The 24,328-nt window shown below is 68.5% G+C and carries 17 protein-coding genes and 1 pseudogene; 11 read left to right on the forward strand and 7 right to left on the reverse strand.

Going from position 1 to position 24,328, the window contains the following annotated elements; genetic code table 11:
- Positions 1-50: 50 nt before the first annotated feature.
- Positions 51-1,247, reverse strand: coding sequence for a cyclopropane fatty acyl phospholipid synthase (gene cfa / locus OEB96_RS01615; protein WP_266213618.1), 1,197 nt, complete (start codon positions 1,245-1,247; stop codon positions 51-53).
- 51 nt (positions 1,248-1,298) lie between these two features.
- On the reverse strand, positions 1,299-3,728 hold the full coding sequence (locus OEB96_RS01620) for a glycosyltransferase (RefSeq protein ID WP_266213619.1): 2,430 nt from the start codon (positions 3,726-3,728) through the stop codon (positions 1,299-1,301).
- A 225-nt stretch (positions 3,729-3,953) separates the two neighbouring features.
- Here OEB96_RS01620 and OEB96_RS01625 point away from each other — a divergent pair, with 225 nt between their 5' ends.
- The 3 genes from OEB96_RS01625 to OEB96_RS01635 all read left to right on the forward strand — a co-directional run bounded on the left by OEB96_RS01625 (position 3,954) and on the right by OEB96_RS01635 (position 8,722).
- Positions 3,954-4,340 (forward strand): hypothetical protein, encoded by a 387-nt coding sequence (locus OEB96_RS01625; protein WP_266213620.1) that lies wholly within the window; start codon positions 3,954-3,956, stop codon positions 4,338-4,340.
- Between the two features lie 233 nt (positions 4,341-4,573).
- Positions 4,574-7,180, forward strand: coding sequence for a hybrid sensor histidine kinase/response regulator (locus OEB96_RS01630; protein WP_266213621.1), 2,607 nt, complete (start codon positions 4,574-4,576; stop codon positions 7,178-7,180).
- 111 nt (positions 7,181-7,291) lie between these two features.
- Entirely contained in the window at positions 7,292-8,722 is a 1,431-nt protein-coding gene (locus tag OEB96_RS01635) for a hypothetical protein (protein ID WP_266213622.1), read from the forward strand.
- A gap of 591 nt (positions 8,723-9,313) precedes the next feature.
- Here OEB96_RS01635 and OEB96_RS01640 read toward each other — a convergent pair.
- Complete coding sequence (locus tag OEB96_RS01640; RefSeq protein ID WP_266213623.1) at positions 9,314-11,413, reverse strand: RICIN domain-containing protein; 2,100 nt, start codon at positions 11,411-11,413, stop codon at positions 9,314-9,316.
- A gap of 333 nt (positions 11,414-11,746) precedes the next feature.
- On the opposite strand from OEB96_RS01640, the gene OEB96_RS01645 reads away from it, so the two are divergent.
- The 3 genes and pseudogenes from OEB96_RS01645 to OEB96_RS01650 all read left to right on the forward strand — a co-directional run bounded on the left by OEB96_RS01645 (position 11,747) and on the right by OEB96_RS01650 (position 15,588).
- Positions 11,747-14,539, forward strand: coding sequence for a serine/threonine-protein kinase (locus OEB96_RS01645; protein WP_266213624.1), 2,793 nt, complete (start codon positions 11,747-11,749; stop codon positions 14,537-14,539).
- Between the two features lie 47 nt (positions 14,540-14,586).
- Positions 14,587-14,757: pseudogene (locus OEB96_RS46575) on the forward strand (FHA domain-containing protein); the annotation flags it as partial.
- Between the two features lie 3 nt (positions 14,758-14,760).
- Positions 14,761-15,588 (forward strand): hypothetical protein, encoded by an 828-nt coding sequence (locus OEB96_RS01650; protein ID WP_266213625.1) that lies wholly within the window; start codon positions 14,761-14,763, stop codon positions 15,586-15,588.
- Between the two features lie 154 nt (positions 15,589-15,742).
- On the opposite strand, the gene OEB96_RS01655 is transcribed toward OEB96_RS01650, so the two are convergent.
- Positions 15,743-16,147 carry a hypothetical protein gene (locus tag OEB96_RS01655; protein WP_266213626.1) on the reverse strand — a complete coding sequence of 135 codons (405 nt, stop codon included), beginning with the start codon at positions 16,145-16,147 and terminating at the stop codon, positions 15,743-15,745.
- Between the two features lie 466 nt (positions 16,148-16,613).
- Positions 16,614-17,960, reverse strand: coding sequence for an SMI1/KNR4 family protein (locus OEB96_RS01660; protein ID WP_266213627.1), 1,347 nt, complete (start codon positions 17,958-17,960; stop codon positions 16,614-16,616).
- A 960-nt stretch (positions 17,961-18,920) separates the two neighbouring features.
- On the opposite strand from OEB96_RS01660, the gene OEB96_RS01665 reads away from it, so the two are divergent.
- Positions 18,921-19,058: a hypothetical protein gene (locus tag OEB96_RS01665; protein WP_266213628.1), complete on the forward strand. Its 138-nt coding sequence runs from the start codon at positions 18,921-18,923 to the stop codon at positions 19,056-19,058.
- Positions 19,059-19,100: 42 nt separating this feature from the next.
- Here the strand turns inward: OEB96_RS01665 and OEB96_RS01670 are convergent, their stop codons facing one another.
- On the reverse strand, positions 19,101-19,241 hold the full coding sequence (locus tag OEB96_RS01670) for a hypothetical protein (protein ID WP_266213629.1): 141 nt from the start codon (positions 19,239-19,241) through the stop codon (positions 19,101-19,103).
- Here OEB96_RS01670 and OEB96_RS01675 point away from each other — a divergent pair.
- Genes OEB96_RS01675 through OEB96_RS01685 form a run of 3 tightly spaced genes read left to right on the forward strand, consistent with a single transcriptional unit; the run spans position 19,240 to position 22,070 of the window.
- Complete coding sequence (locus OEB96_RS01675) at positions 19,240-21,231, forward strand: serine/threonine protein kinase (protein WP_266213630.1); 1,992 nt, start codon at positions 19,240-19,242, stop codon at positions 21,229-21,231. The genes OEB96_RS01670 and OEB96_RS01675 overlap by 2 nt on opposite strands.
- A 48-nt stretch (positions 21,232-21,279) precedes the next feature.
- The gene (locus OEB96_RS01680; protein WP_266213631.1) at positions 21,280-21,930 is read left to right on the forward strand and encodes a Maf family protein; all 651 of its coding nucleotides are present in this window, start codon (positions 21,280-21,282) and stop codon (positions 21,928-21,930) included.
- Between the two features lie 11 nt (positions 21,931-21,941).
- A complete protein-coding gene (locus OEB96_RS01685) occupies positions 21,942-22,070 on the forward strand; it encodes a hypothetical protein (protein ID WP_266213632.1) in 129 nt (42 codons plus the stop codon).
- A gap of 90 nt (positions 22,071-22,160) precedes the next feature.
- On the opposite strand, the gene OEB96_RS01690 is transcribed toward OEB96_RS01685, so the two are convergent.
- Positions 22,161-22,877 (reverse strand): formylglycine-generating enzyme family protein, encoded by a 717-nt coding sequence (locus tag OEB96_RS01690; RefSeq protein ID WP_323137319.1) that lies wholly within the window; start codon positions 22,875-22,877, stop codon positions 22,161-22,163.
- A 190-nt stretch (positions 22,878-23,067) separates the two neighbouring features.
- Between OEB96_RS01690 and OEB96_RS01695 the strand changes: the two genes are divergently transcribed.
- Positions 23,068-23,385: a hypothetical protein gene (locus OEB96_RS01695; protein WP_266213634.1), complete on the forward strand. Its 318-nt coding sequence runs from the start codon at positions 23,068-23,070 to the stop codon at positions 23,383-23,385.
- The last annotated feature ends 943 nt before the right edge of the window (positions 23,386-24,328 follow it).

Here is a 24,328-nt window from a genome sequence, read left to right on the forward strand (position 1 = left end):
AACCGCGAATCCCATGATTGATCACCGCGGCGCCCGCTCGCGCCCTGGACTCAGCTCTTGCGGCAATCGGGCTGCTTGCGCCCCACCTTGGTCAGCACCAAGTGGTAGAGCTGCCCATCGCGCGAGCGCGACGCCCCCGCCGCTCCCAGCAGGTAGAACTGCCACATTCGGTAGAAGCGCTGGTCGTACTTCTTCGCGTCGAGGTCGGGATACGCCGCGACGAAGTTGTCCCACCACGCCATCAGCGTCGGGTCGTAGTCGGGCCCGATGTTCTGCACGTCCTCGATCACGAAGGTCCCCTCGACGGCCCGCGCGAGCTGGGCCAGCGACGGCGCCACCGCATTGGGGAAGATGTACTTCTCCACGAACGGCGTGCCGTGGTTGACGCTGCGGTTGTTGGCGATCGTGTGGATGAGCGCCACGCCGTCGTCGACCATCGTCTTGCGGATGATCTCCATCACCGTGCGGTAGTTCTTGGGCCCGATGTGCTCCATCATCCCGATGGACACCACGCGGTCATAGCGGCCTCGCGCCTCGCGGTAGTCGGCGAGCTGGATCTCCACCGGGAGCCCCGACGCCTTCGCCCGCTCCTGCCCCAGCTGGGCCTGAGCCGCCGACACGGTCACCCCCACCACCTCGCAGCCGTACTTCTCGGCCGCATAGAGGGCAAAGCCTCCCCAGCCGCAGCCGAGGTCGAGCACGCGCATGCCCGGCTCGAGCCCGACCTTGCGACACACCAGATCGAGCTTGGCCTCCTGCGCCTGCGCCAGCGTGCTGGCGTCCTTCCAGTAGGCGCAGGTGTAGACCATGCGCGGGTCGAGCATGCGCTCGTAGAGGTCGTTGCCGATGTCGTAGTGCACGGCGATCGACGCGCGTGCCTTCTCGACCCCCTGACGGTTGAACAGCAGCGCCTGCGCCCCGAGCAGCTTGAGCCGCCAGCTGTCGGCCATCTTGCGCTTGAGGTCGGCCCGCAGCACCTTCTCGATGAAGACGTCGAGCGCGTCGGTCTCCCACCAGCCGTCCATGTACGACTCGCCCAGACCGATGCTCTTGTCCCGCAGCAGGCGCTCGTAGAAGCGCTCGTCGTGGATCACGATGTCGCCGCGACTGCCACCGTCGATGCCGATGCCCGCCAGTTCGAACAGCTCGCGAACCACCGTCTCGGGCTTGGTGTTCGACTTGATCCCCGCGCTCTGCAGGAGCCCACGCACGATCGTCTCGGCTTGCAACCCTCGGTCCAACAACATGGTGGCATGTCTCGCACGCCACGGCCGACGACACAAGAGCCGCGCGACGGACTAACGCACGCGCATGCGCACGTCCTGACGGAACCGGGCGATGTTGTCGGCGTAGAACGCCCACTGCTCGGCCCGCGCTCGCTCGAAGGTCGACTCCTCCGCCAGGCGACGAGCGCAGCGCCCCATCGCCCTGCGTCGCGAAGCATCGAGCATCAAGGTCTCGATGGCGTCCTTCCATCGTCCGTGATCACCGGCGGGCAGCACCAAGCCGGCCTCCCGGTGGTGCACCAGCTCGGCCGGGCCACCCACGTCGGTGACCAGCGCCGGGATCCCCGACGCCAGCGCCTCCATGACCACGTTGCCGAACGTGTCGTTGGTCGAGGGGAACACGAACAGCGACGCCGAGGCATAGGCCGTGGCGAGCTGCTCACCGCGCAGGTACCCCGTCAGCGCCACCGGATAGCCAGCCAGGGTCTGCGTCAGCGTCTCCCGCTCGGGCCCGTCACCCACGAGCGCCAGCTCGATGTCGGCGCCGTGATCGACCAGGTCGCGGAACACATCGACCAGGAAGTCGAGGTTCTTCTCGCGGGACAGCCGTCCCACGTAGAGCAGGGTGTTGCGGCCACCGAGCCCCTGCTTCGGCCAGAACGAGGGATCGCCGTGCCCGGGGTGGAAGCGCTGGATGTCGACCCCACGCCGCACCACGCGAACTCGCTCCGATCGCACGTCGAGCTGCTCGACCAGCATGCCGGCCGTGCTGCGGCTGGGGGCTGCCACCTCTCGCATGTTGCCGTAGAGCCACCCGGTGAACCCGTTGACCACGCGCCCGATCGTCGGATCGCCGAGGATCCGCGCGGCGAAGTCGCCCACGTTGGTGTGGTGCTGGCCGATCACCGGGATGTCGAGCATCTTGGCCGCGAGCACGGACACCAGGCCCACCGGACCGGGCGTGGTGCTCACCACCACGTCGATCTCGTTGGTCGTGAGCCAGCGGATCACCTCGATGAGGCTCGGCCACCGCAGCTCGTAGGCGCCGTAGCCCGGCAGGGGAAAGCGCGTGAGGGTGGGGAACCGGACCATCTCGTCGGCCTGACGGGTCTCCACCGAGTCGTCGCTGTGGGCACCGCACAGGTAGACCTCGCGACCGTCCTCGCGCATCTCGTGCACGATGCGGCGCAGACCGATCGAGACCCCGTCGACGTTGTCGAGTGCATCGCAGAACACCGCGGCCCGCTCGGCTCGCTGAACCGGCTCGGGGAGCCCGAGGCTCTCGTAGAGCGCCCAGCCCCGGCGCCGCTCGCCGTTGAAGAAGCGAAAGCCGAAGTAGTAGCCGAGGTTGAGCGCCGACAGCCGCAGGAGCGTGGGGATCTCGTCGATGACCGCCTCGGCATCGAACTTGCTCCCGCTCTCGCGGATCTTGTCGCCGCAGGCCCGAAACGCGCGCAGCAAGGCGCCATGGACCAGCTCGTAGAGCTCGCGGTGGGCCTGCGGGTCGCGGGCGCGCTCCTTGAAGTCGGCGATCGAGGGCAATTCGGGCAACTCGGCCAGGGCCTCGAACGCGGCCGGGATCAGCCGCTGCAGCACGGGCGGCAGCGACTCGAGATCCGCCGGCAGCTTGCGCTCCGACACCAGCTCGATGAGGTGGCTGACCGTGGGCTTGTTGTCGGGCTTGAACGCTCCGCCCTCGCCCTTGCCGAACTTGATGCGAAAGTGGTCGATGGTGCCCGAGTACGCGGTGTGGGCGTAGCTCTCGCAGTTCTTCTCGAGCCCGTGCACCTCCACGTTGCGCGAGTCGATGGCGGCGCGCAGGCCCTCGAACGTGCGCGGGCCCCTGAAGGTGGTGAAGGCGCGGGCCATCGACCAGCCCACGTGATCGTCGGAGCCGGCCGTGATCCCCCAGTTGCGGCGGCGCGGCACGGGCATGTCGTACTGCTCGGCCCAGCGCTCGAGCATGCGATCGTCGACCTTGGCGATCACGTCGCGCACGAATTGCTCGTGGTGGGGATCCTTCTGTCCGTTGATCACCTCGAGGGTGTCGAACATGAGCAACGACTTGCGCAGCTGGTCGGGCGTGAGGCGGTGGTTGACCGACGAGAACGGGTGCGCGAGCACGTGCAGGATGTCTTGCCCGCGGATGTACTCGACCAGCTCGTACACGTTGCGCCGAAGCCGCTGGAGCTCGTCGTGCTGGGCCTCGGTGATGCCGTAGGTCAGCACGTGGATGATCGCGCCGTTCTCCGGAAATCGCGCAGACACCTCCTCGGAGATGAAGGTGTAGGGCAGGTGCGCGATCTCGAGGCACCCCTGGATCGCGTCGTGGTCGGTGATGGTGACCAGCGACATCCCCCGGTGCAGGAGGCGCTCGTAGAGGTCTTGGGGCTCGGTATACGACTCGTCGACCTCGAGCTGCCGAAGGATGGCGGGATTGAACCGTCCCGCGTACTTGGAGTGCACGTGCAGGTCGATCCGCTGGAGCTCATGCGAAGTCATGTTCGAAGCGGTCCCGGGTCGGTTGTCCCTGAACCCCATGACGCGGATGCATCGGCCGGGCGAAATTCTGGTTGATGTTGGTCACGAACGCGCTATGGGCGGCACTGCGCAAGGGATTGCGCAGTCAGGGAGGCCGGCCGAGGGTGATTCCGGGTTCTGAACGGGTGGGCAGCGGAACCGTCCTTGCACACAATCCGGCTGGAAATCCCCATGTGGAGATCCGTCATGAGTCCCTCGACCGCCGCGCTCGTGTTCGGCGTCCTCGTCGCGATCGTCGTGCTGTTCCAGCTCGCGCTCGCAGCGGGTGCGCCCTGGGGACACCTGGCGATGGGCGGCCGCCACCCCGGCCGATTCCCGGCGAAGCTCCGCATCGGCGCCGTGATCCAGGCCGGGCTCCTCGGACTGCTGGCGCTCGTGGTGATGGGTCGAGCCGGCCTCGACGTTCCCCTGACCACGAGCTGGCCTGCGTGGACGATCTGGATCCCGGTCGTCGTCAGCGGCCTGTCGCTGCTGATGAACCTGGCCACCCCGAGCAAGGCCGAGCGACGGCTGTGGGCTCCCGTTGCGGCCGGCATGCTCGGCAGCAGCCTCGTCGTCGCGCTGATGGGGTGATCGTGGATGCGACACTGATCGAGCAAGAGCGTGCGCGCGTGCTCCTCGATCCTCATGAGACAAGAGCCGCGCAGTCGACCGGGAGACCGAACAGCTCCGCCGGGTCGTCTCGCTGAGGTTTACCCCGACACCCGGAACCGCGATCTCGGCGAGCGCCACCTGCCCACGCAAGAACAACAGTTGGTCGACCTCGTCCTCGATGCGACCATGAGTGGGAGGTCTTGGACAACGGGATGGATCCTGGTCGATCGCTCTCGTTCGGCGATGCACCGCGTTGGCTGCCGCCGTGGTTCTTCGCGTCGGTCGAGTGGATCGTCCAGCCGGAGCGCCCCGGTCGCGACCCGGCCGAGCTCGATCGTCTCCGCCTCTTCGCCGGCATGCTGCTGATGCTCGCGGGCGTCCTGGGGCTGTCGGCCATGATCCAGCCGCTGGCCGGCAACGCGCCCGGTGGAGTGGTCTCGGCGGCTGGCGTCGTCAGTCTGTTCGTACTGCTGTTGCTCATCCGGTCGGGCCTGTCGTTCACCGTGGTGGCCAACGCGATGGGCGTGATGCTCGCGGCGCTCGTCGTCACCGCCATGATCCTGACCGGCGGCATTCTCGGACCGAGTGCGCCTTCACTGCTCGTGTTCCCCGTCCTGCTCACCCTGACGCTCGGAGGCCGAGCCGGATGGTTGTGGTGCGGTGTGATCGCGATGTGCACGGTGGCGGTGGCGGCCACGACCGTGGGCGACCCGCCAGTGATCCGCACCCAGGCCGTCACCCTGATCACGATTGCGGTCGTCCTCACCGGCACCGTGCACGCCTTCGACGTGCTGCGGTCTCGCGCGCTCGCGCGCGCCCACGAGTCACGCCGCCAGGCCGAGCTGGCCCAGGCCCAGGCCGAGCTGGCCCAGGCCCAGGCCGAGGCTGCGGCCGAGGCCAAGGCGCGCTTCCTCGCTAACATGAGCCACGAGATCCGCACCCCGATGAACGGCGTGCTCGGCATGCTGGGCCTGTTGCTCGACACCGAGCTCGAGGGGGACCAGCGCGACTACGCCGAGATCGCCCACACCTCCGGGGTCACCCTGCTCGATCTACTCAACGACGTGCTCGACTTCTCCAAGATCGAGGCCGGCCGGATGAAGCTCGAGGCCGTGCCGTTCAACCTGCGCTCGCTCGTGGAGGACGTGCTCGACCAGCAGGCGGTGGCCGCCGACGCCAAGGACGTGGCACTGATCTCCCGCTACCTGCCCGACACCCCGGCCAACGTGGTGGGCGACCACGGGCGCATCCGGCAGATCCTGCTCAATTTGGTCAGCAATGCGACCAAGTTCACCGACCACGGCCACGTGCTGGTGTCGGTGGAGCACGAGCCACGCGACGAGCAGGGGTGGTTTCGGATCGACGTGCAGGACACCGGGATCGGCATCCCCGAGGACCGACAGGCCTCGGTGTTCGAGCAGTTCCAGCAGGTCGACATGTCGACCACGCGCACCCACGGCGGCACGGGCCTCGGCCTGGCGATCGTCAAGGATCTCGTGGTGTTGATGGGCGGCGAGCTCTCGCTCGAGAGCCGCCCCGAGCGGGGCTCCACCTTCTCGGTCCGTCTCCCGCTGCCCGTGGCCCACCATGCCCCCCGATCGTCGGTGCCCGACGACCTCACCGGCGCGCGGATCCTCGTGGTCGACGACCACGCGGTCAACCGCCGGATCCTCACCGAGCAGCTGGAGCGCTGGGGCCTGGCGTCGGCCTCGTGTGCCTCGGGCCCCGAGGCCCTGGGGCGGCTGCACCAGGCCAGCGCCGAGGGGCAACCGTTTCAGATCGCGATCCTCGACTTCCACATGCCCGAGATGGACGGCCTCGAGCTCGCGCGCCGCATCAAGCGTGACGATGCGCTGCGCTCCACCGTGCTCGTGATGCTGAGTTCGGTGACCCACCGCGCGGGCACGACCGAGGTCGACCAGGCCGGGTGTGCCGCGTATCTCGTCAAGCCCGTGCACCAGTCGGACCTGATGGACGTGCTCGCCACCGCGTGGGCCCGCCGCGACGAGCCCCAGCAGGGTCCCCCCGTCACGCTGCCCACGAGCTACTCCCGGTTCCACGCGCAGGCCCGACCGCCGGGCGTGAGCCGGGCGCGCGCGCTGGTGGTGGAGGACAACGCGGTCAACCAAAAGGTCGCGCGGAGGATGCTCGAGCAGCTCGGCTGCCACATCGACGTGGCGGGCGACGGTCGCGAGGCGCTCGAGCTGATGGAGGCCGTGCCCTATGACGTGGTGTTCATGGACGTGCAGATGCCGGTGATGGACGGTCTGCAGGCCACCGAGGAGCTGCGACGGCGCGAGGCCGGCCACGGGCGCCACCTTCCCGTGGTGGCCATGACCGCCCATGCGCTCGAGTCGGATCGGGAGCGGTGTCTGGCCGCGGGCATGGACGACTACGTCAGCAAGCCGATCCGGCGCCGAGAGCTGCTGCGGGTGCTGCGTCAGCTCGACAGCTGGGACGCCACCGTCGCCCTCGACGAGGGAAGCTCGTCCAGCTCGAGTCCCGCGCCCACGCTCGACCTACGGGGTCTCCGGGAGACGTTTGGCGACGACTGGGCCGAGATCGGCCTGTTGCTCGAGGAGCTCGTGGCCCAGGCCGATGCGCAGCTACCCCGCATGCGGGCCGCGCTGCAGACCGGCGATGCCGAGGGCGTACGCAAGCTCGCCCATACCCTCAAGGGCGCCGCGGGCTCGGTGGGCGCCATGGAGTTGTTCGAGCTGCTCGTGCCCGTGGCTGCCGGGGAGCCGCTGCCCGTCACGTCGCTCGAGGTCGCGATCGAGCGGCTGCGCGTCGAGGTCGCGAAGGCCCCGCGCGGGTAGGAAAGCGGGGCGGCAGGGGCTGGACGGAGCTCCTGCGCGGCGTCTTCGAGACACTCGTGGAGTGGGTGGGTCGCGGCGGTAGTGTGGGGTAACGTGCGGAGGAGCGGGCTCGTGATGATGCGACGGTGGATCGGCGGGGCGATGCTGGTGGCGTGGGGATGCGGCGGGGCGACGCCCACCGCGGAGGCGGACGCGGGGGCGAGCGCGAGGGCAGCGGCGAGCGAGCCGGATGCGGGCGCTCGGGGGGAGGCGGACGCGTCGACCAGGGCAGCGGCGCCGAGGAGCGGGCTCGGGGGGGCGGTGGATGCGATGATCGAGAGCGCCCAAGCGCCGGCGGCCGGGCCCGTGGGGCCGTTGCCGATGCCCGGGTTCCATGCGGTGGTGACATCCGAGGAGTGGCTGGGGCTGCATCCGTTGCTCGACGGGACGCTGATGATCTCCGCCGGGCCCAAGCTCTTGCGCGTGGATCCGGGGGGAACGATCCACGATGATCCGGCGCTGCTCGGCGGGATCGAGCTGCCCCTGCACGACCTGCGCGACGAGGGCCCCGAGCCGCAGCTCGAGGCGATCGGCGAGTGGGGCGGGTGGTGGACGGTGCAGGTGGGAGGGTGGTGGCCCACGTCTCCGTTCCTCACGCTCTCGCTGCCGGGGCTGCACGACGAGCCCTATGCGCTCTACCGCTGGAAGGACGATCGCTGGGCGAAAGTCGAGGGGTCGAGCCGCACGATGATCGCGTATCCCCGGGCGGTGCGGGCGTGGAAGGATGACTCGGTGCTGGCGTGGCGGGGATTCTACGCGCCCGCGCTGGACACCGATCACTTCTGCTCGCTGTGCCCCGAGGAATTCTACGAGACGCCGGAGTACAAGGGGGCCGAGCGCGCGGTGGCGAGCGCCAAGCTGCTCGCGGTGCTGGCCGGGCCGGCCAAGGGCCCCACGCTGTCACGGCGCGATGCGGTGGCCTTCGATGCGCTGCCGAGCGGGGAGGCGTTCGTCGGGCTCGAGGGCGGGTCGATCCTGGTGATCGCGGCCGATGGCACGCAGCAGCTGGTGGCGGCGTCGGGCGAGACGGCGGGCGGGCTGCACGGCCTGGTCGCCCGGGGGCCGCAGGAGGTGATCGGCTTTGGCGGGCGCAAGGACGGGCCGCTGCTGGTGCGCTGGGACGGCACCGAGCTGCAGGCGCTCCCCGAGCCCGAGTGCGGCCGCGCGGTGGCGTCACTGTCGATCGTGGGACCGACGTGGTGGGCGACGTGCGGCAGCGAGGCGCCGCGATCGTACGAGCAGCTCAACTTCGAGGAGCGCGACGGGTCGCTGTGGCGCAAGCAGGGCGAGGGGGGGTGGGAGCGGGCGGAGCTCGGCCCCCGGATGCAGCCGCGGCAGGTGGTGGCACGAGCGGAGGACGATGTGTGGGTGACCTCGCATGGCAAGGACGGGACGGGGACGGTGCTGCATACGCGGGCGCGTGGGGCGGTGATCGAGCTCGGGGGGATGGAAGAGATCGTGCGAGCGGGGTTCTACGGTCGGGGCCCCTCGAAGCGTGAATGAGCAGGAAGGCGGCCACTCGGCCGCGTTGCTCGGGAGAACACCACGGCCTGCGCTCGCAGGATGATCTGGTCGATTCCGCAGGGCATCGAGGCGCGCTTCGGCCCGTGCTCGAGCGTGGAACTGGATCGTGGGGTCCGAAGAGGGTGGGGGTGAAATCGGCAAACGTTTGCCGATTTGGCGCAAGTAGCGCAGGTGGGGCTCTCGAACGATTGGCAAGGAGAAAATCGCGGGTGAACGAGTTCCAATGTGAACCACTCGGGCCCATGACCAGGGGGCGGGTCGTCCATCCGGTCATGGGCGGGTGGACGTGGTCATGGGAAGGGCGACCCCCGGTCATGGGCGAGTGGAAGTGGTCATGGGAAGGGCGACCCCCGGTCATGGGCGAGTGGAAGTGGTCATGGGAAGGGCGACCCCCGGTCATGGGCGAGTGGAGGTGGTCATGGGTGAACAGGCTCGTTTCGCCGAGTCTGGATCTTACGTCAACTCTGCGCCGCTCGGGTCAGCCATTCTTGTCGATACGACGGTCACGCGGATCGTGAACATCGGTGTTGGCAAGGCCGGGCGTGGAGGCGCCCGGCCTTGCGTCGTGGCCTACGATGGGAGCTTGCCGCCGTTGAAGTGGCGCCAGAAGACGTCCTCGGTGAGTACGGGCTCGCCGTTCTCATCCGTGGCGGCGAGCTCCTCGAACAGGCCCGATCCTTCTTCGAACGCCCCGGGGAACAGCAGCTCGATGGTGCCCTGCACGGCGAACGCGATGAAACCCGGCCCGACCTCGAGCCGCTCGAAGTGGAGCGGCTCGACGTTCTCGTTGATGAGATCGGCTTCGCTCAGACCGAAGTCGGTCGAAACCTCGTCGGGCAGACTCGGATTGGAGGACAGGGGGCGGCGGTCGAGGTCGAACGGCTGCAGCCGGCCCTGGGCGTCTTCGGCCCACAACAGGTCGGCGTCGAGGCGGTCGCACGCCCGCAAGGTCGCGGAAGCGTCGAGGCATAGACCACCTTCGAGCTCCTCCTGCAGCGCATCGGTGAGGGCGTCGAGCCCGTCGACGTCCAGCAGGCTCACCACGCTCGCGGCCCCGATCTGGAACGGCCTGCCGCTTCGAAGCTGGGAGAACACGAGCCACTCCTGCTGCAGGACCGCATCGTCACACGTCATGTGGCGGGCGACGACGTCCGGGCTGTTGAGGCCTCCGATCCCCGGCGCGAGGCAGGTGACCTCGCCCGCGATCTCGACCGTGAAGCGGTTGCCGTCGCGCGTCCACAGCTGCCGTACGTTGACGTCGTTGCACGGCTCGACGAGGACCTTGCCGTCGTCCTTCGCCGTCAAGCACAGCTCGGCGATGCTGCTGCGGATCTGGCCGTTGTCCCGCAACAACCACTGCTGCTGGCTGTCGGCGGGTACGCAGCCCCGCATCCGGGTCGCGCCGCTCTGGAGCTCGCTGTCGAGGTCGAGGTACCCGACGCGGTTGAACAAGCAGCGGTTGTCCGAGTTCGGGTGAATGTTCTTGAGCATCACCGGCGTCTTGGGGACTGCCGCAACCGATGCGAAGTCGGCGAAGGGATCTTCGACCAGTGCTCGAGCACGGGATTGCAGCAGCGCGAGCTCGGCGTCCTGTGCGTCGAGCTCGCGAAAGAATGGTCCGGTGTACTCGCGCAGCGCGAACTCTTTGGGGTGGTCGAAGGCGAAGATGATGTCCTCGAGGGTGTGAGTCTCGTTGAGCGTGATCGCCACCGTCCCGCTGAAGCCGGCGCCAGACCGCCGAAAGCGCGCGTTGCTCACGGTCGCCGGGATCTGGACGTCCGCAATGCTCTTGTTACCGGGGTTCGGATCGAAGTCTCCGATCGAGATCCCGCGGAGCCGATCGGACTCCGCCCGGTAGGCCTCGATGTGCTCGAGCACGCTCTCCACCACGGCGGCATCGGCGTTGGTGCCACCGTCGATCTGCGCGCCCAGGCTCGCGAGCGCGAGCCGGTAGTGCGCGAAGGTCAGCGCCGGCCCGAGGTCGTAGCTCATCCGAGAGTTGACGGGGTTGCTCAACGGGACCACCAAGGCAGTCGTGATGGTGTCCAGATCGCCTCCGATGATGGAGATCTGCGTCCTGATCCAGTTTCGAGTGCCGATGTCGAGAGACGCGAGATCCGTGTCGCCAGCCGCCTCGAGGACGTCGGCGATGTCGAGCATCTTGGCGGTGACCAGAGGCAGGTGCAGCTCGGCGACATCCGCCGCGTCGTCGCTGGCTTGCTCCCGGATCAGATCCACGATCTCAACCTCGTCGAGAGGCTCGCCATCGTCGCAGAGGAGCATTCCAGAGAGCGCAAACCCTGCACTCGCGGCCGCGCCCACCTCGGGGATGACGCTCGAGAAGATCGTCGCGAGCTCGAGGGCCGTCCTCGACCCGTCCGAGCACTCCGCGGCCTTGGCCGGCGAGGCGCTCAGCGCGACGGCTGCGGCGCCGGCGAGGCTCAGCATGAGCCCCTTGCCGCGCGACCCCGAGGGAAGGGCGCGAGCGGCGGTGAGGGGACGCGTGGGGGGGAGCAACGTTCGTGACTGCATGAGGTACACGTACTCGGGGTGACCACCGTCCGTTGTAATGGCCGTGTAGCTCCGCGGCGCTCCGGCCCCGAGACAGGCGCCTCGGACCGCCCGCAGCGCCAGCGCTCGGCGGATCGTGAAGCGATGTTTCGAGGCCATCTGCGGGGCCTCGTTGGCAAATCACGAGACGCTTCGGTGCGGCCCTTCGATAGTTGCCCGTGATGATGGACATACACCCGGCCTATTGCCTCCGACCATGCGCCGGTCGCCTCTCGAACGACGCGGCTAGCCCGCACTCGGCGGAGTCGACCCTTCGCGGGCGCACCCGGGTTCGATGCGGGCGCTCGCGGGACGCGCGGCGCGGTGTTGCTCGATGATCGGAGGCGTTTGTCGACCCACGCCCGCCATCCCGCGTCCATCGCCGACGTCACGGGCCCGGCGTCGGCGCCCGCCGATTCGGAGCCGACGCCCGGGGCGAAGATCGGCCGCTACGTGATCCTAGAGCGTGTGGGCGCGGGGGGGATGGGGGTGGTGTTCTCCGCCTACGACCCGGAGCTCGACCGGCGCGTCGCCATCAAGATCCTCGGGTCGAGCGATATCGGAGAAGCGGCGCGCCTTCGCCTCCTGCGCGAAGCGCAAGCCATGGCGCGGCTGAGCCATCCCAACGTAGTGCCCGTCTACGACGTGGGCGCCGTGGGGGGTCGGGTGTTCGTCGCGATGGAGTTCGTCGAGGGGGTCACGATGCGTGCGTGGCTGGGCAGCGAGCCGCGTTCGTGGACCGACGTGCTCGACACGATGGGGCGAGCCGCCCTCGGCTTGCACGCGGCTCACGAGGCCGGGCTCGTCCACCGCGACTTCAAGCCCGACAACGTCATGGTCGGCGACGACGGCCGGGTCCGCGTCTTGGACTTCGGGCTGGCTCGCAGCGCGACCGTCGACGACGCGAGGGAGTCCAGCGACGCGACGACCGACGCTGCCAGGCTCGCTTCGGTGGAGAACAAGGCGCTCGCCGCCTGCGTGACGAGCCACGGCGCCATGCTGGGCACGCCCGCGTACATGCCACCGGAGCAACTCGAGGGGCTCTCGGTGGATGCCCGAGCGGACCAGTGGAGCTTTTGTGCCACGTTGTACGAGGCGCTGTACGGCGCGCGTCCCTTCGAGGCCTCGACGGTGGCCGCGTCGCTGATTGCGATGCACCGGGGAGGGCCGCCACCTCCGCCCGATGCGAGCCCGATCCCGCGATCGGTCTTCGACGCGATCGCGCGCGGGCTCGCGCTCGAGCCCGAGGCGCGGCACCCGAGCATGCGGGCGCTCCTCGATGCGCTGCAGCTGCGCGCGGTCCCACGTCGTCGGGCCAGACTGGCCGCGGCCGCGGCGGTGGCCGCAGCGATCGTGGGCGCAGCGTGGTGGCGTGCCCACCGTGCCGAGCAGGGCGATGCGGCCTGCGACGCACGGGCGGCGGCCGGCGCGGAGGTCTGGTCGGTGCAGGCGCAGCAAGCCGGCGCCGAAGCGTTCGAACGAAGCACCGTCAGCTATCGATCCGACGCATGGGCGCGAGCCTCCAGCAAGCTCGCGGACTACGTCGCGTCCTGGGGGCGTGAAGCCGGCCGTGCGTGCCGCTCGTCCGGCCCCGACACGGCGGAGATCGATGCCGTGCGTACCCGGTGCCTCGACGATCGTCTGCGCCGCCTCGAGAGCGTCGTCGACGCGTTCGCGAGTGCCAACGACGAGGTGGTGCGCGGCGCCGTCGAGACTGCATACCGGCTACCCGAGCTCGAGCCGTGCGCAGATCTGCCGAGCCTGCTCGCGACGGTGCGCCCTCCCGATGACCCGGACGCGCAGGCCGAGCTCGCACGTCTGGAAGTCGAGCTCGAAGCCGCCGCGGCCCGCCGAATCTCCGGCGAATATCCCGAGGGCCGCGAGCTGGCGCAGTCCGTCGTGGAGCGAGCGCGAGCGCTGGCCTACGACCCCTTCACCGCCAAGGCCCTGTTCACGCTCGCTTCGTTCGCGCGCTACCAGAGCGACTACGAGAGTGCTCGCGACGGCTGCCTCGAAGCCTTCGAGCTCGGGGCCTCGGCCCACGATGACGCCGTCGCGGCCAAGGCTGCGACCGAGCTCGTCCACATCCTCGGCTACGAGCTGCGATCGCCGAAGGAAGCCCAGGCCTGGACGATCGTGGGGAACACGATGATCGCACGCGCGGGCCAGCGGCGGCAGGCACCCGAGGCCAACCTTCGCAATGCGATGGGCAACGCCGCGTTCGCCGAAGGCGACTACGAGCGTGCGCTCTCCGAATTCTCCGCGGCGCGAGAGATCTGGGAAGCACTGCCCGGCGACTACCCGATTCAGCTGGCGTACGTGCTCAGCAACATCGGCGGGGTGCAGTTCGAGCTGGGCCGCTACGAGGAGTCCCGCGAGCAGCACCTGCGGGCGCTGCAGATCCGCGAAGCCACCTTCGGACCCAACCATCCCGACGTCGCGACGTCACTGGACCACCTGGGCACCGCAGCGATCAACGGCGGAGACCTGGCCCAGGCGCGCGACTATCAGCAGCGGGCGCTGGCCATCAAGCGCGCGACGCTTCCGGCCGAGCACCCCAGCATCGCGACGAGCGAGATGCACCTCGGCGGAACGCTGGCCGACAGTGGCGAGCTCGAGGCGGCCATCGAGCACCTCGAGCGCGCGGTCGCGATCCTCACCGCCAGCCGCGGGCCCGAGCACCCCGCCGTTGCCCGCGCCATGAGCAACCTCGCCAGGGTCTATCTCCTCCAAGACGGCCGCGCCGACGAGGGCGAAGCGCTGTTGCGCCGCGCGCTCGAGATTCGCCGCGGAGCCCTTGGACCGAAGCATCCGTCGGTGGCCAGCTCCCTGCAGAGCTTGGGCGAGGTGATGATGGCGCGAGGCCGATCCGAAGAGGTTCTGCCCGTGCTGCAAGAGGCCCTGGCAATCCTCACCGAGGCGTTCGGTCCGGACCACGCGGAGGTGGGCGAGTGTTGGTTGTCACTGAGCCGAGCCCACGACGCGAATGGGCAGGCGGAGCGCGCGCTCGACGCCGCACGCAGTGCGGTCGTCATCGGTGAGCGCAGCGAGCGAAGCGAGTTCGACCTCGCGAGGGCGCGCCTGCAGCTGGGCAAGCTTCGCTGGGATCTCGGGGAAAACCTGGCGGATGTGCACCAGTTGGTCGAACGTGCCGAACGGATCCTTGCGAAGACACCCGACCGGGCGCCATCCGCGCTGGCGGAGGCGCGTGACTGGCTGAAGAGCCACCCGTTGCCGCGGGAGTGACGACACGCGCCCGGCTGCGCCCCCTGGCGTCGTACCATCGCGCGCGGATGGCCGATCGTGGCAGACAGTGGTGGCTCGAGCTCCCGGACGGCACGCGGCGGAAGATCGGGCCTGCGGGCGTCCTCATCGGGCGTAGCCCGGACTGCGATCTCGTCCTGGACGACGACCGGGCGAGCCGTCGGCATGCGATCGTCCATTGCACCGCAGACGGTGTGGCTTTGGTGTCGTTGCGTCGAAGCTCGGCGCGGGGTGCCCCCGAGCACGACGCCTCACTCGTGGACGGTACGCAGCTGTCGTTTCCCGGGCTGACGGTCACGGTGCGGGCGTCGGCGAGCGTCCACGACCTAGACCCTTCCTGGGTGCTGCGCCACGGTGGCGGCGGCATCTTCGGCGTGGATGAACGTGGCCTGTCGGTCGGCAGCGGCCCCCATGACGATCTCCGCATCGCGGACTGCCCCGCTCGTAGCGCGCTGTTTTCCGTCGCACACGGCCGGCTGTTGCTCGAGGCCCAAGTGTCGCTGTCCGTGTCCGGGCGCAGGGGCGAGCTGGTGCGACTGCCCGCTGGCTCGGCCCACCGACTGTCGCGGGGCGACGTCGTGCACCTCGGTCGCGCGCAGATCTCCGTGATCGTGGGCGGGGTGACGCATATGGGCACCACGGTCGGGCGCGGTGACGGGCCGGCACACGATTGCGCGAAGCTGACGTCGGTGCGGCTTCAGTCGCTGCCTCGGGGTGGTCGCTTGTTCGTCGCCTTCGGCGGCGAACCGGCCGTCGCGTACCTCGCGGGCCGTCGCTGCGACCTCGCGGCGTGCCTGCTCCAGCCACCGGGTCCATACGAAGCGGGCGAGCTGATCCCCGATGAGGTCGTGATCGAGCGCGTGTGGCCCGACGGCACGACGGCACGGTCCGCCGTGGGCGTCCTGCTGCATCGGCTGCGTCGAGATCTCGTGCACGCCGGTCTCGATGGTGCGGCGCTGGTCGTACGGGCCGAGGGAGGTGGAGCAACGAAGTTTGCCGTGCCGCCGGGCGCCTCGGTCGTGGTCCAGTAGCCGCGCCCATCGACCAGCGGCGTCGGCGGTGTCGGTTCCTCGAAGACGAGCGTTTCGTCGAAGCCGGGCACGGTAAGTAGCATTGGCCCGCTTCATCTTCGCGTGGAGTGGCCCGCCTCTAGTCCGCACCCATCACGGAGCACCGCCATGAAATTCACCGACGAGCACGAGCAGCCGTGTACAGCAGGATCGGCTTGCCCTCGAGGTCGGCCGTGTCGAGCACCTCACCGTCGGGCGTGTGGAGCCGGATCGATCCGATGTCCGCCCCGACGATGCCCTCGACGACCCGCAGCCAGACCGCGATCGGGCTGTCTCGCCACGGGCCCGTACCATGTTTCAGTGTCTCGTACAGCTCTGCCGCGTGGTCGAATTCTCGCTGCTGCCGTGCGTCGTAGATGAGCTCGATCAACATCGCCGCGGCGACGTCTCGATCGGCCGGATCGCGCAGATCGAAGACGGTAGCTTCCGCACGCGCTCGCCCCTGGGCCGCCACGATCGCGCGCACGTAACCGACCGGCCACAGATTGCGCCCGAGCGAATCGAGCGGCGAGTCGACCACTTCGGCCGCGAGCGCCGCGTCCGCCTCCGAGTCCGGGCAGCCAGCATTGAAGTAGGACCACGTCGAGAGCGCTCGGTACTCGGGGCTCAACACGGCACGCAGATCGCCGACGGCCGAGCGCGTGTCGTGGTTCGGCAACACCCGCTCCGGGTCCGGCAGAACGTGTGTGCCACCGCATTCCCCAACGGGAACCGCGACGTCGAGGGGATGGCCTCATGCGAACTCTCCTCAGCCGGCGACGCGACTGGCTCCGATCGATGACAAGCAACGAGACCACCGAGTAGCACCCCTGCGAGCGGTGCGCCGAGAGCGAGACGCCGCAGAGCGATCGTCACCAAGGAGCACGACACAGGCGCGAGCATCGATCTTGTGGAGCCTCTGCGTCGGAACCGTACGACGTTCTCGTCTCGACGTCGAGGCAGTCCGACGCGAGCTGCTGCCACGTGGCCGTCGACCTTGGGGATCGCTAGCGGAGCCACTGTGCTTTGGGGGTAGCGAGGACCTTGCGGCGTCGGGCGGGGGTCATGATGTCTCGCAGTCCCTCCATCGTGACCCATTGGGCGGGAAGGGCTTGGGCGGGAGAGAGCGGCATCCACTGGTCGAGCGAGGCGAAGGTGAGCTTCCAGGCGGGTGCTGCTCCGAGCTGGGGGTGGCCCTGCAGGAGCGCCCACTGGATCGTGTGTGCGACATGAGTAAACGTCGTCGAACCGAGCGCTGCAGGTAGGCCCTCGCGCAGCATTTTCAGTGCGGCGTCCCATTGATGGTGACTGCATGCGATCACGAAGTCGTAGGAACGGCGCGTGTCTTCGTCGACGAGCTGAAACGCCGGCCGCGCATCGTCGCCCGCTTCGATCCAGCGAGCGTACGCAGAGGTCATCTTCGCGAGATCGCGTGCGCTCGGGAGATCGACGCGATTGAGAGAATCGGTACGGTTCTTGATGCAAGCGCGCAGCGGATTCGGCTTCCAATACGCGCCGAGCGCCTTGGCGAGGGGCTGAAGCGAGTCCCAGTCGCCCGTATGCTCCCCGGCGCGAGCACCAAGTCGAGCGAGATCTTCGATCACCTCGCCGCCGAGATCTTCTGCGTACGCTGCCACCGCGCGAGCGTTCTCGATCACGGACGGCCAATCCTGCTCGTACGCCGCGACGTATGCTCGTGCCGCCGTCGCATCCGGGTCGCCCGTTTCCGCGAACTCATCGATCGCTCGCTTGGCAGGTTTCCACTCACCGGCCAGAAGTCGGGCGATCGCTTGTCGGGAGTCGCGATACCTACGTGCGGTGCGTCCGCGCCCCACGGTGATAGGACCCACGCGGTCGTCATCCTCTCCCGCCGTCGGGAGCTCCCGTGCGGCCTTCGCGAGCCACAGCGAGAAGCTCTTGGCGACGACCGTTCGCCCAGCATCGTCGTGTCGAAACCACACGACCTGGCCGGACGTGCCTTTGGGTCCCGGCGCCATGTCGACACAGAGCAAGTCACCGCATCCATCCGCACACACCGGAATCCACGATGGACGCCACCAACCGTCCGCGTTGCTCCACGCATTCACTGCGAGTTGTCGAGACATCGCGGCCCACTGCGCAGCGATCTCCTCCGTCGACAACAGCGACCAGAGGTCCCACAGGTCCTCGCCTTGCTGACCATTGTGAATCGCCAGCGATGCGAGCAGATCCGATGGCAACGAGGTCCGGACCTGCTTGCGCAACCAACCGAGCTCCGCCTTTGTCGCGCCCTCGCGCAGCGACTCCAGCCGCGCAGGCCACCGAAGCTCGAGGACACGCTCGAGCTTCGACCAAGTGCGGGCAACGACCGTCATGGGTGATGAGATATCGCGCGTGCGGGCCCCCTGTCCATCGCCCACCGGGTCCCGAGGTCACGCAGGACGCCACGACGAAGGGGCATATCGTGGCGCCGGCGGAGACATTGCGCGTTGGTGGCTTTCGAGGGCTCGCCCCGGGCTGATCGGAGTGCCAGAAGCCGCGCACGGTCACCAGGAGCACCGGCTGCTCGTCGGGGTCGCCCCGGTGCGAGCCCATCGCGAACGTGCCATCGCGAACGTAACGGAAGGTGATGCCGTGCTCGACGATCCGCAGGCCATCGAGCACCTCCACGCGTCGTCGCACGATGCGAGGATCTCCGAGGCTCTCGCCGAAGGCCCAATCCAGTGCTCTTTGCTGCCCATGTTCCTTGCCCACGCGGCACGCGGCGGAGCCGACGCGAGGGTAGGAAGGATTGGCGCAGAATTTCGGCTGGACCCACGGCGTTCCATGTCTCATGCTGAGCCCGAGATCCCTGCTCGAGACGCGTCGCTCTTCGTGGGTAGACGCCTCGCAGGTTGACGTAACATTCGTACTCGGAAACCGATCCGGCCCGAGGTGGTCCGGGTTCTCTCCGAGCCGGGCGCGAGGGCGGCCGGGTCTCTCCGAGGGCCGAGGGCGGCCGGGTTCTCTCCGAGCCGGGTTCTCGCCGAGGCCCGAGGGCGAGCGACGGGGGCGCTGTTCAAGCGCTCGTCATCACCCGGTCGAAGGACTAGCACGCGGATGGGTTGCGACCGCCAACCTCGGCAAGCTACTCGCGTTCATCGGGTGACGCGAGCGCGGCTCAGCGCCGGACCTGAGTCGGCTGGTCTCGCTACGCGGCACCCGGGAGACACGACCAGCTCAGCCGCACAGCCGTGGCACCTGGTGCGCCGCATCGGCGGTGACCAGGCGCCAGCCCCCGTCGATCTCGCGCCACTGGAACGCAACCGGCTCGACCGCAGTCTCCCACTCGACCCATGCTCGCAGCCCCCGACGGCCCGTGCACCGGGGTGGACGTCAACTGCGGAGAAGGGCCCTGCACCGCCGAGTGCGACGACGATCCCGCCATTCCCACGCTCGACTGCGGCGATGCCTGCAATTGCGTGGAGTGCTGAGCGGCCGGTGGTGACGCTCGGTGCGTCACCATCGGGATGTCCTCACTCGAACAACCGTCCGAAATCGCTCCCCACCTCGGCCGCCGGCCCCTGCTCGTCCCACGCCCGCAGGCCGTCACGAGACCCGCGCCCGCTCGCAACAACGAAGCGCTGCGACGAGCCCAGGTAGACTGCGCTTGCCATGCCTGCCAAAGACCCATCCAACGAGTACCTGGGCGACGCGACGTTGCTCGACGACAGGAAAGCGGACGGCAGCCCGCCGTCGTGGCGCACCGAGGCGTTTGGCCGCTACCGGCTGCTCGCCGAGCTCGGTCGGGGCGGCACTGGGCGCGTGCTCCAAGCGCTCGATCCGGAGCTCAAACGCACGGTCGCGGTCAAGACACTGCTCGACGAGCGCGCCAGCCCTCCGACCTACGCCCGGCTGCTCGCGGAAGCCCAGGTCATCGCTCAGCTCGAGCACCCGGCCATCGTCCCGATCCACGACATCGGGCGCACACAAGAGCAGGAGCTCTACTACGTGATGAAGGAGATCCGGGGGCACAACCTCCGGCACCTGCTCGTCAGGCTGCGCGAGGGCGACGTGGAGATCGCGGCTCGCTGGGATCGCACGGCCCTGCTCCGGGCCTTCGTGCGGGTGTGCGAGGCTGTCGCCTACGCCCACGATCGCGGCGTGCTCCACCGTGACCTCAAGCCAAGCAACATCGTGTTCGGGGACTTCGGCGCGGTCTACCTCGTCGACTGGGGCCTCGCACGGGTCATGGGCAAGCCCCGGACTGCGGGCGAGGCCGAGGCTCACCTCGGCATCGCAGACCGCGGGACCCTCGAGACGCATGACAGTCTCGAGACCCAGCAGGGCGCCGTGCTCGGGACCCCGGGCTACATCAGTCCCGAGCAGCTTCAGATGCGCTCCGACGAGCTCGACGGGCGCAGCGACGTCTGGAGCCTCGGGTCGATCCTCTATGAGCTCTTGACCTTGGAGCGCTACATCCTCGGGGACGAGGTAGCGAACCTGCTCTACGCGACGCTCGCCGCCGGCCCACTCGACGCCGAGCGCTTGGCCCGCGAGCGCGCGCTGCCTCGGTTCTTGGCCGACACCTGCGCCGCAGCCTTGGTCCCCGACCGCGATGCGCGGCTGGCCTCGGCCAGGCTGCTCGGCGATCGCCTGCAGAGCTATCTCGAGTCCGTCCGCCGTCGCGAAGAAGACGTCGCCTCGTGGATCGGCGGGCACATCGCGATGGCCGCCGCCCAAATCGAAGCCCGGGTCCTGCGGATCCACGACAAGCTCGGCAGCATGGTCTCGACCACGCGCATGTTCGCCACCGAGCAAGCCTCGCCCGTGACCGTCGCCGCGTGGGCCGAGGCGATCGGTCTGCGCTACAGCGAGGACTTGCAGCGGACCATGTCGGAGGCGGCCAACGCAGCGGTCCGCAGCGGCGACGACGGCACGAACCTGGCCACTTGGTACAGCCATCTCCGGCACGATGATCCCAGCGATCCGATCGTGGCCCGGATGAGCCGCCTCGATCGCTTCGTCCCGCTCATGGACGAGGCCCGCGAGCGCTTCGGCGTGTCGTTCGTCTACTACATCGATGCTACCGGCTTCCTGTTTGCCCGGCCCTGCATCGACCTCGACTCGCCCGACTCGTCGATGCCGGTCGGCTTCGACAACCGCACGTACATCGCCTTCACCGTCGCCGAGCCCTCGGCCAACCCCGAGCGCCGCGTCCAACCAACGCCGCCCCACATCGACTACGACCAGTTCGGCTTGATCATGGCGTTCGCCCAGCCGGTCTACGACGAGCGCGACACCTTCATGGGGGTGTGGGCCATGGACGTGCCGCTCGTGGCCTTGTATCGCGACACCGACATCTCCGCCGGTCCGGAGAAGATCCCCTTCATCGTCGATCGCCAGGGCTTCATCATCGTCCACCCCGCGCTCGAGGCCTACGCCGACGAAGAAGCCGGCACCGAGCTCCGCTACGACTGGGCCCGGATCGATCCGCGCTTCGCCAAGCTGGACCTCGCCGAGCTCTTCGCGGCCGGGAGCGGCTGGCTGCGCCTCGGTGACGACCACGAGGGAGCCCCCCTGCTGTGCTACCAAGTCGTCCCGAGCCTCGACTGGCTCGTGTGTGCGCTCAGCGAGGGGCCTCGGCAAAAGGCCGCCCGAGGGTAGGCGGCATAGGAAGCGAATTCGAGGTGGACCCCCCGCGTTCCATCCCTCATGCTGACCTCGAACCTGCTTCAGGCGCGCCGCTCTTCCCCCCAGACGCGCACCTCGCAGCTTTACAGATTCCAATTACTCGGTGAAACGAGCTGCTCACCCGCGCAGCGGCGAGAGGGTGTTCACCCGAGCAGCGTCGAGGGCCCAAGGGCGAGCCGCATTGGGGCGGCCCAAGGGCGGCGCCTCGACGACGCCGCGTTCGCGCTGAAGATGGCGCGCGGCAAGGCCCGGAGCCTGGCCGAGCGCCACCCCGAGCGCTGGATCCTCGCCGCCGACCAGATCGCGGTGCTCCCCGGCCCGCCGCGGCGCCTGCTCGACAAGCCCGGGCACCCCGAGGTGGCGGTGGAGCACCTCATGGCGCTGTCGGGGCGCACCCACGACCTCACCACCGGGGTGGTGCTCTTGCACCCCGCCCGCGGCCGAGAGCACCACGCCATCGACCAGCAGCGGCTCACGCTGCGCGCCTTCGACCGGCAGGAGGCCGAGACCTACGTGCGCCGCCACCGGCCGCTCGAGTGCGCCGGCAGCCATCGCATCGAGGACGCCGGCATCAAGCTGTTCGAGCGCATCGAGGGGCAGGACTACACGGGGATCATGGGCCTGCCGCTCCTGGCCGTGGCACGGCTCTTGCGGGAGGTGGGGGTGCTGTAGGGGAGCGAGGGGTGCACCGCGGCGACCGCGAGTACTTCGACCTCTGGAAGTGCGGCTTCGACAACTGCAGGCGCAACTACGCCCGCCGCATCGACACCGCGTTCAACGACTTCATCGTGCAGGCGTTGTGGGACTACTAGCCGATATCCTCCACACTTCGTACCGCGCTCCCTCCCATGATGATCGTAGGGTGACCGGTCGGTCTCGAGTGCTGGGACTCTCGAACGCGATCACATGGGCGGCATCGGTGGATCCTGCACACATCGAAAGCCGACTCCGCTGCTTCCGTAGATGCTGGCAGGGGACGAAGCGCGGGAATAGGTCCGCAAATCCGCGAAGGCGACCGGAACGGTATACGCGCCCCCTCGCCCGATGTGCTCGGTCCCCATGACTGGACCGACTGGATTATCCGTGTCGAGGGGGTCGTATCCCGCGCCATACCAATCCGCTACCCACTCCGAGACGTTGCCCGACATGTCATGGGCTCCGTACGGCGACATCCCCATCGGCTTGCTCCCCACCGCCATCGTTGCCGAGGTTCCGCAGCCGTCGACTCCCATGTCGTCCTCGGCCACCACGTGAGCACAACTTGGCGACGGCATGTTTCCCCACGGGAAGTTGCGAGCATCATCCCCTCGCGCAGCCTTCTCCCACTCCGCCTCCGTTGGCAGTCTTCCGCCCGCCCATGCGCAGTACATCATCGCTTGATCCCAGACCACGCAGTTCACGGGATGGTCTCCGCGACCTGCGACGCCCCAGTTGCAATTGCCCCCCATGCTTGGCGATGAGCACGTCGCGCCATCCATGACGCACTGCGAGTATTCGTCCACCGTCACTTCCGTTTCGTCGATCCAGAATGCATCCACCTGTACCTGGCGCACTGGCATTGCGTCCGCAGGAAATACCATCGTTCCCATCGTGAACGTCCCATCCGGTACCTCCACCATTCCCTGGGTGGGACCACACCCCGAGGCGTCGAGCAGACACCCAAGACATGCCAGACCTGCGCCGGAGTATCCGAGTGACGCACACGTTGCTCCATTCAAATCACCACCGTCGCATTCCTCTCCTCCATTCACGACTCCATCGCCACATTGATTGGTGGGGCCGGTGGTGTCGCTCGACGATGCTCCCGTCGTGTCCCCCTGCGAGGTGGAGAAGGACGTGCTCGAGTCCGAGGACGTGCTCGGGTCCGAGGACGTGCTTGGGTCCGAGGACGTGCTTGGGTCCGAGGACGTGCTCGGGTCCGAGGACGTGCTCGGGTCCGAAGTCGTGCTCGAGCCCGAAGTCGTGCTCGAGTCAGTGTTCTCAGCCAGCGCCGGATTGTCGACCAAGCGGCACCCTGCCATCAGCAAGGGGCCAACGAACGACAACGCGCGGTTCGTCATGAGCAGCAAGGAGGCGAATTTGCAGTCGTTGTGGTCGGGACCCATCGCTGGGATCGAACAGCAATAATCGTGCCACTGACCGAGAGCAAGAGAGCACCCCAAGGCCTCGGCGCCCAGGGAGAGCTTGAAAGTGCGCTTGTTTGAATCTGAAAGCAGAGATGACCAGCGTCAGGAACGGTTGGCCTCGCCCAAGAAGACGTTGAGGGAGAAGCGAATGCTTCGGGAGGCGATCGCTCGGGCAGCCGAGGTGCCTGCCGAGCCTTGACGTTCTCGATCGGTCGTCGTCGCCCGTCCACATCGGCTCCACAGGTGCCCACCGCGCTCCCCAAGTTATGAGTCCCCCCCGGACCCCCCCGGGGGGCCTGCGGCCACGCGTAGGCCCTGCGACTCCCCGATCGGCTGGCGAGCTACGACGACGGCGACACGACATTTCTAAATTGGAGAGGGCACGACATTTCTACTTTGCCTTGACAACGAGCCCGTTCACCCGAGCAGCGGGGGAAGGGTGTTCACCCGAGCAGCGTCGAGGGCCCAAGGGCGAGCCGCATTGGGGCGGCCCAAGGGCGAGCCGCATTCGCGGCCCAAGGGCGGCCACGGCTGGTTCGCCTCCGTCGGGTCCGCCTGCGGATCTTCGCCCGGCAGCTCGAGCGTGAGGGCGGCTCGGTCAAACTCGAGATCCACGCAGAAGATCTCGCGGCCGCACGCGCGCTCTCCGGTGAGGAGATTGAAGTCCGCGAGATCGAGGCGCGGCAGCCAACACGGACTCCGACTGGGCGCCGAGCTCGACCGCTCGGCTGCCTTCATCGAGGCTCGCGCGGATGCGTGGGCAGCCACACGTGGGCAAGGACAGGGCGAAGGAGCACCCGGGTGGCACCGACCCACTGGATGCACTCCTCGGGATTCACGGCCACCCCGGCGTCGGCAATAGGGCCCAGCGGCGTGCCGCCACGACATCGTCTAAAGCCTCCCAGCGGTTCTCGGGCAGCGGGCGCGGGGCCAACCCTGGTGGC

This window comes from Paraliomyxa miuraensis, from assembly GCF_026337845.1.
Taxonomy (GTDB): Bacteria; Myxococcota_A; Polyangia; order Nannocystales; family Nannocystaceae; genus Paraliomyxa; species Paraliomyxa miuraensis.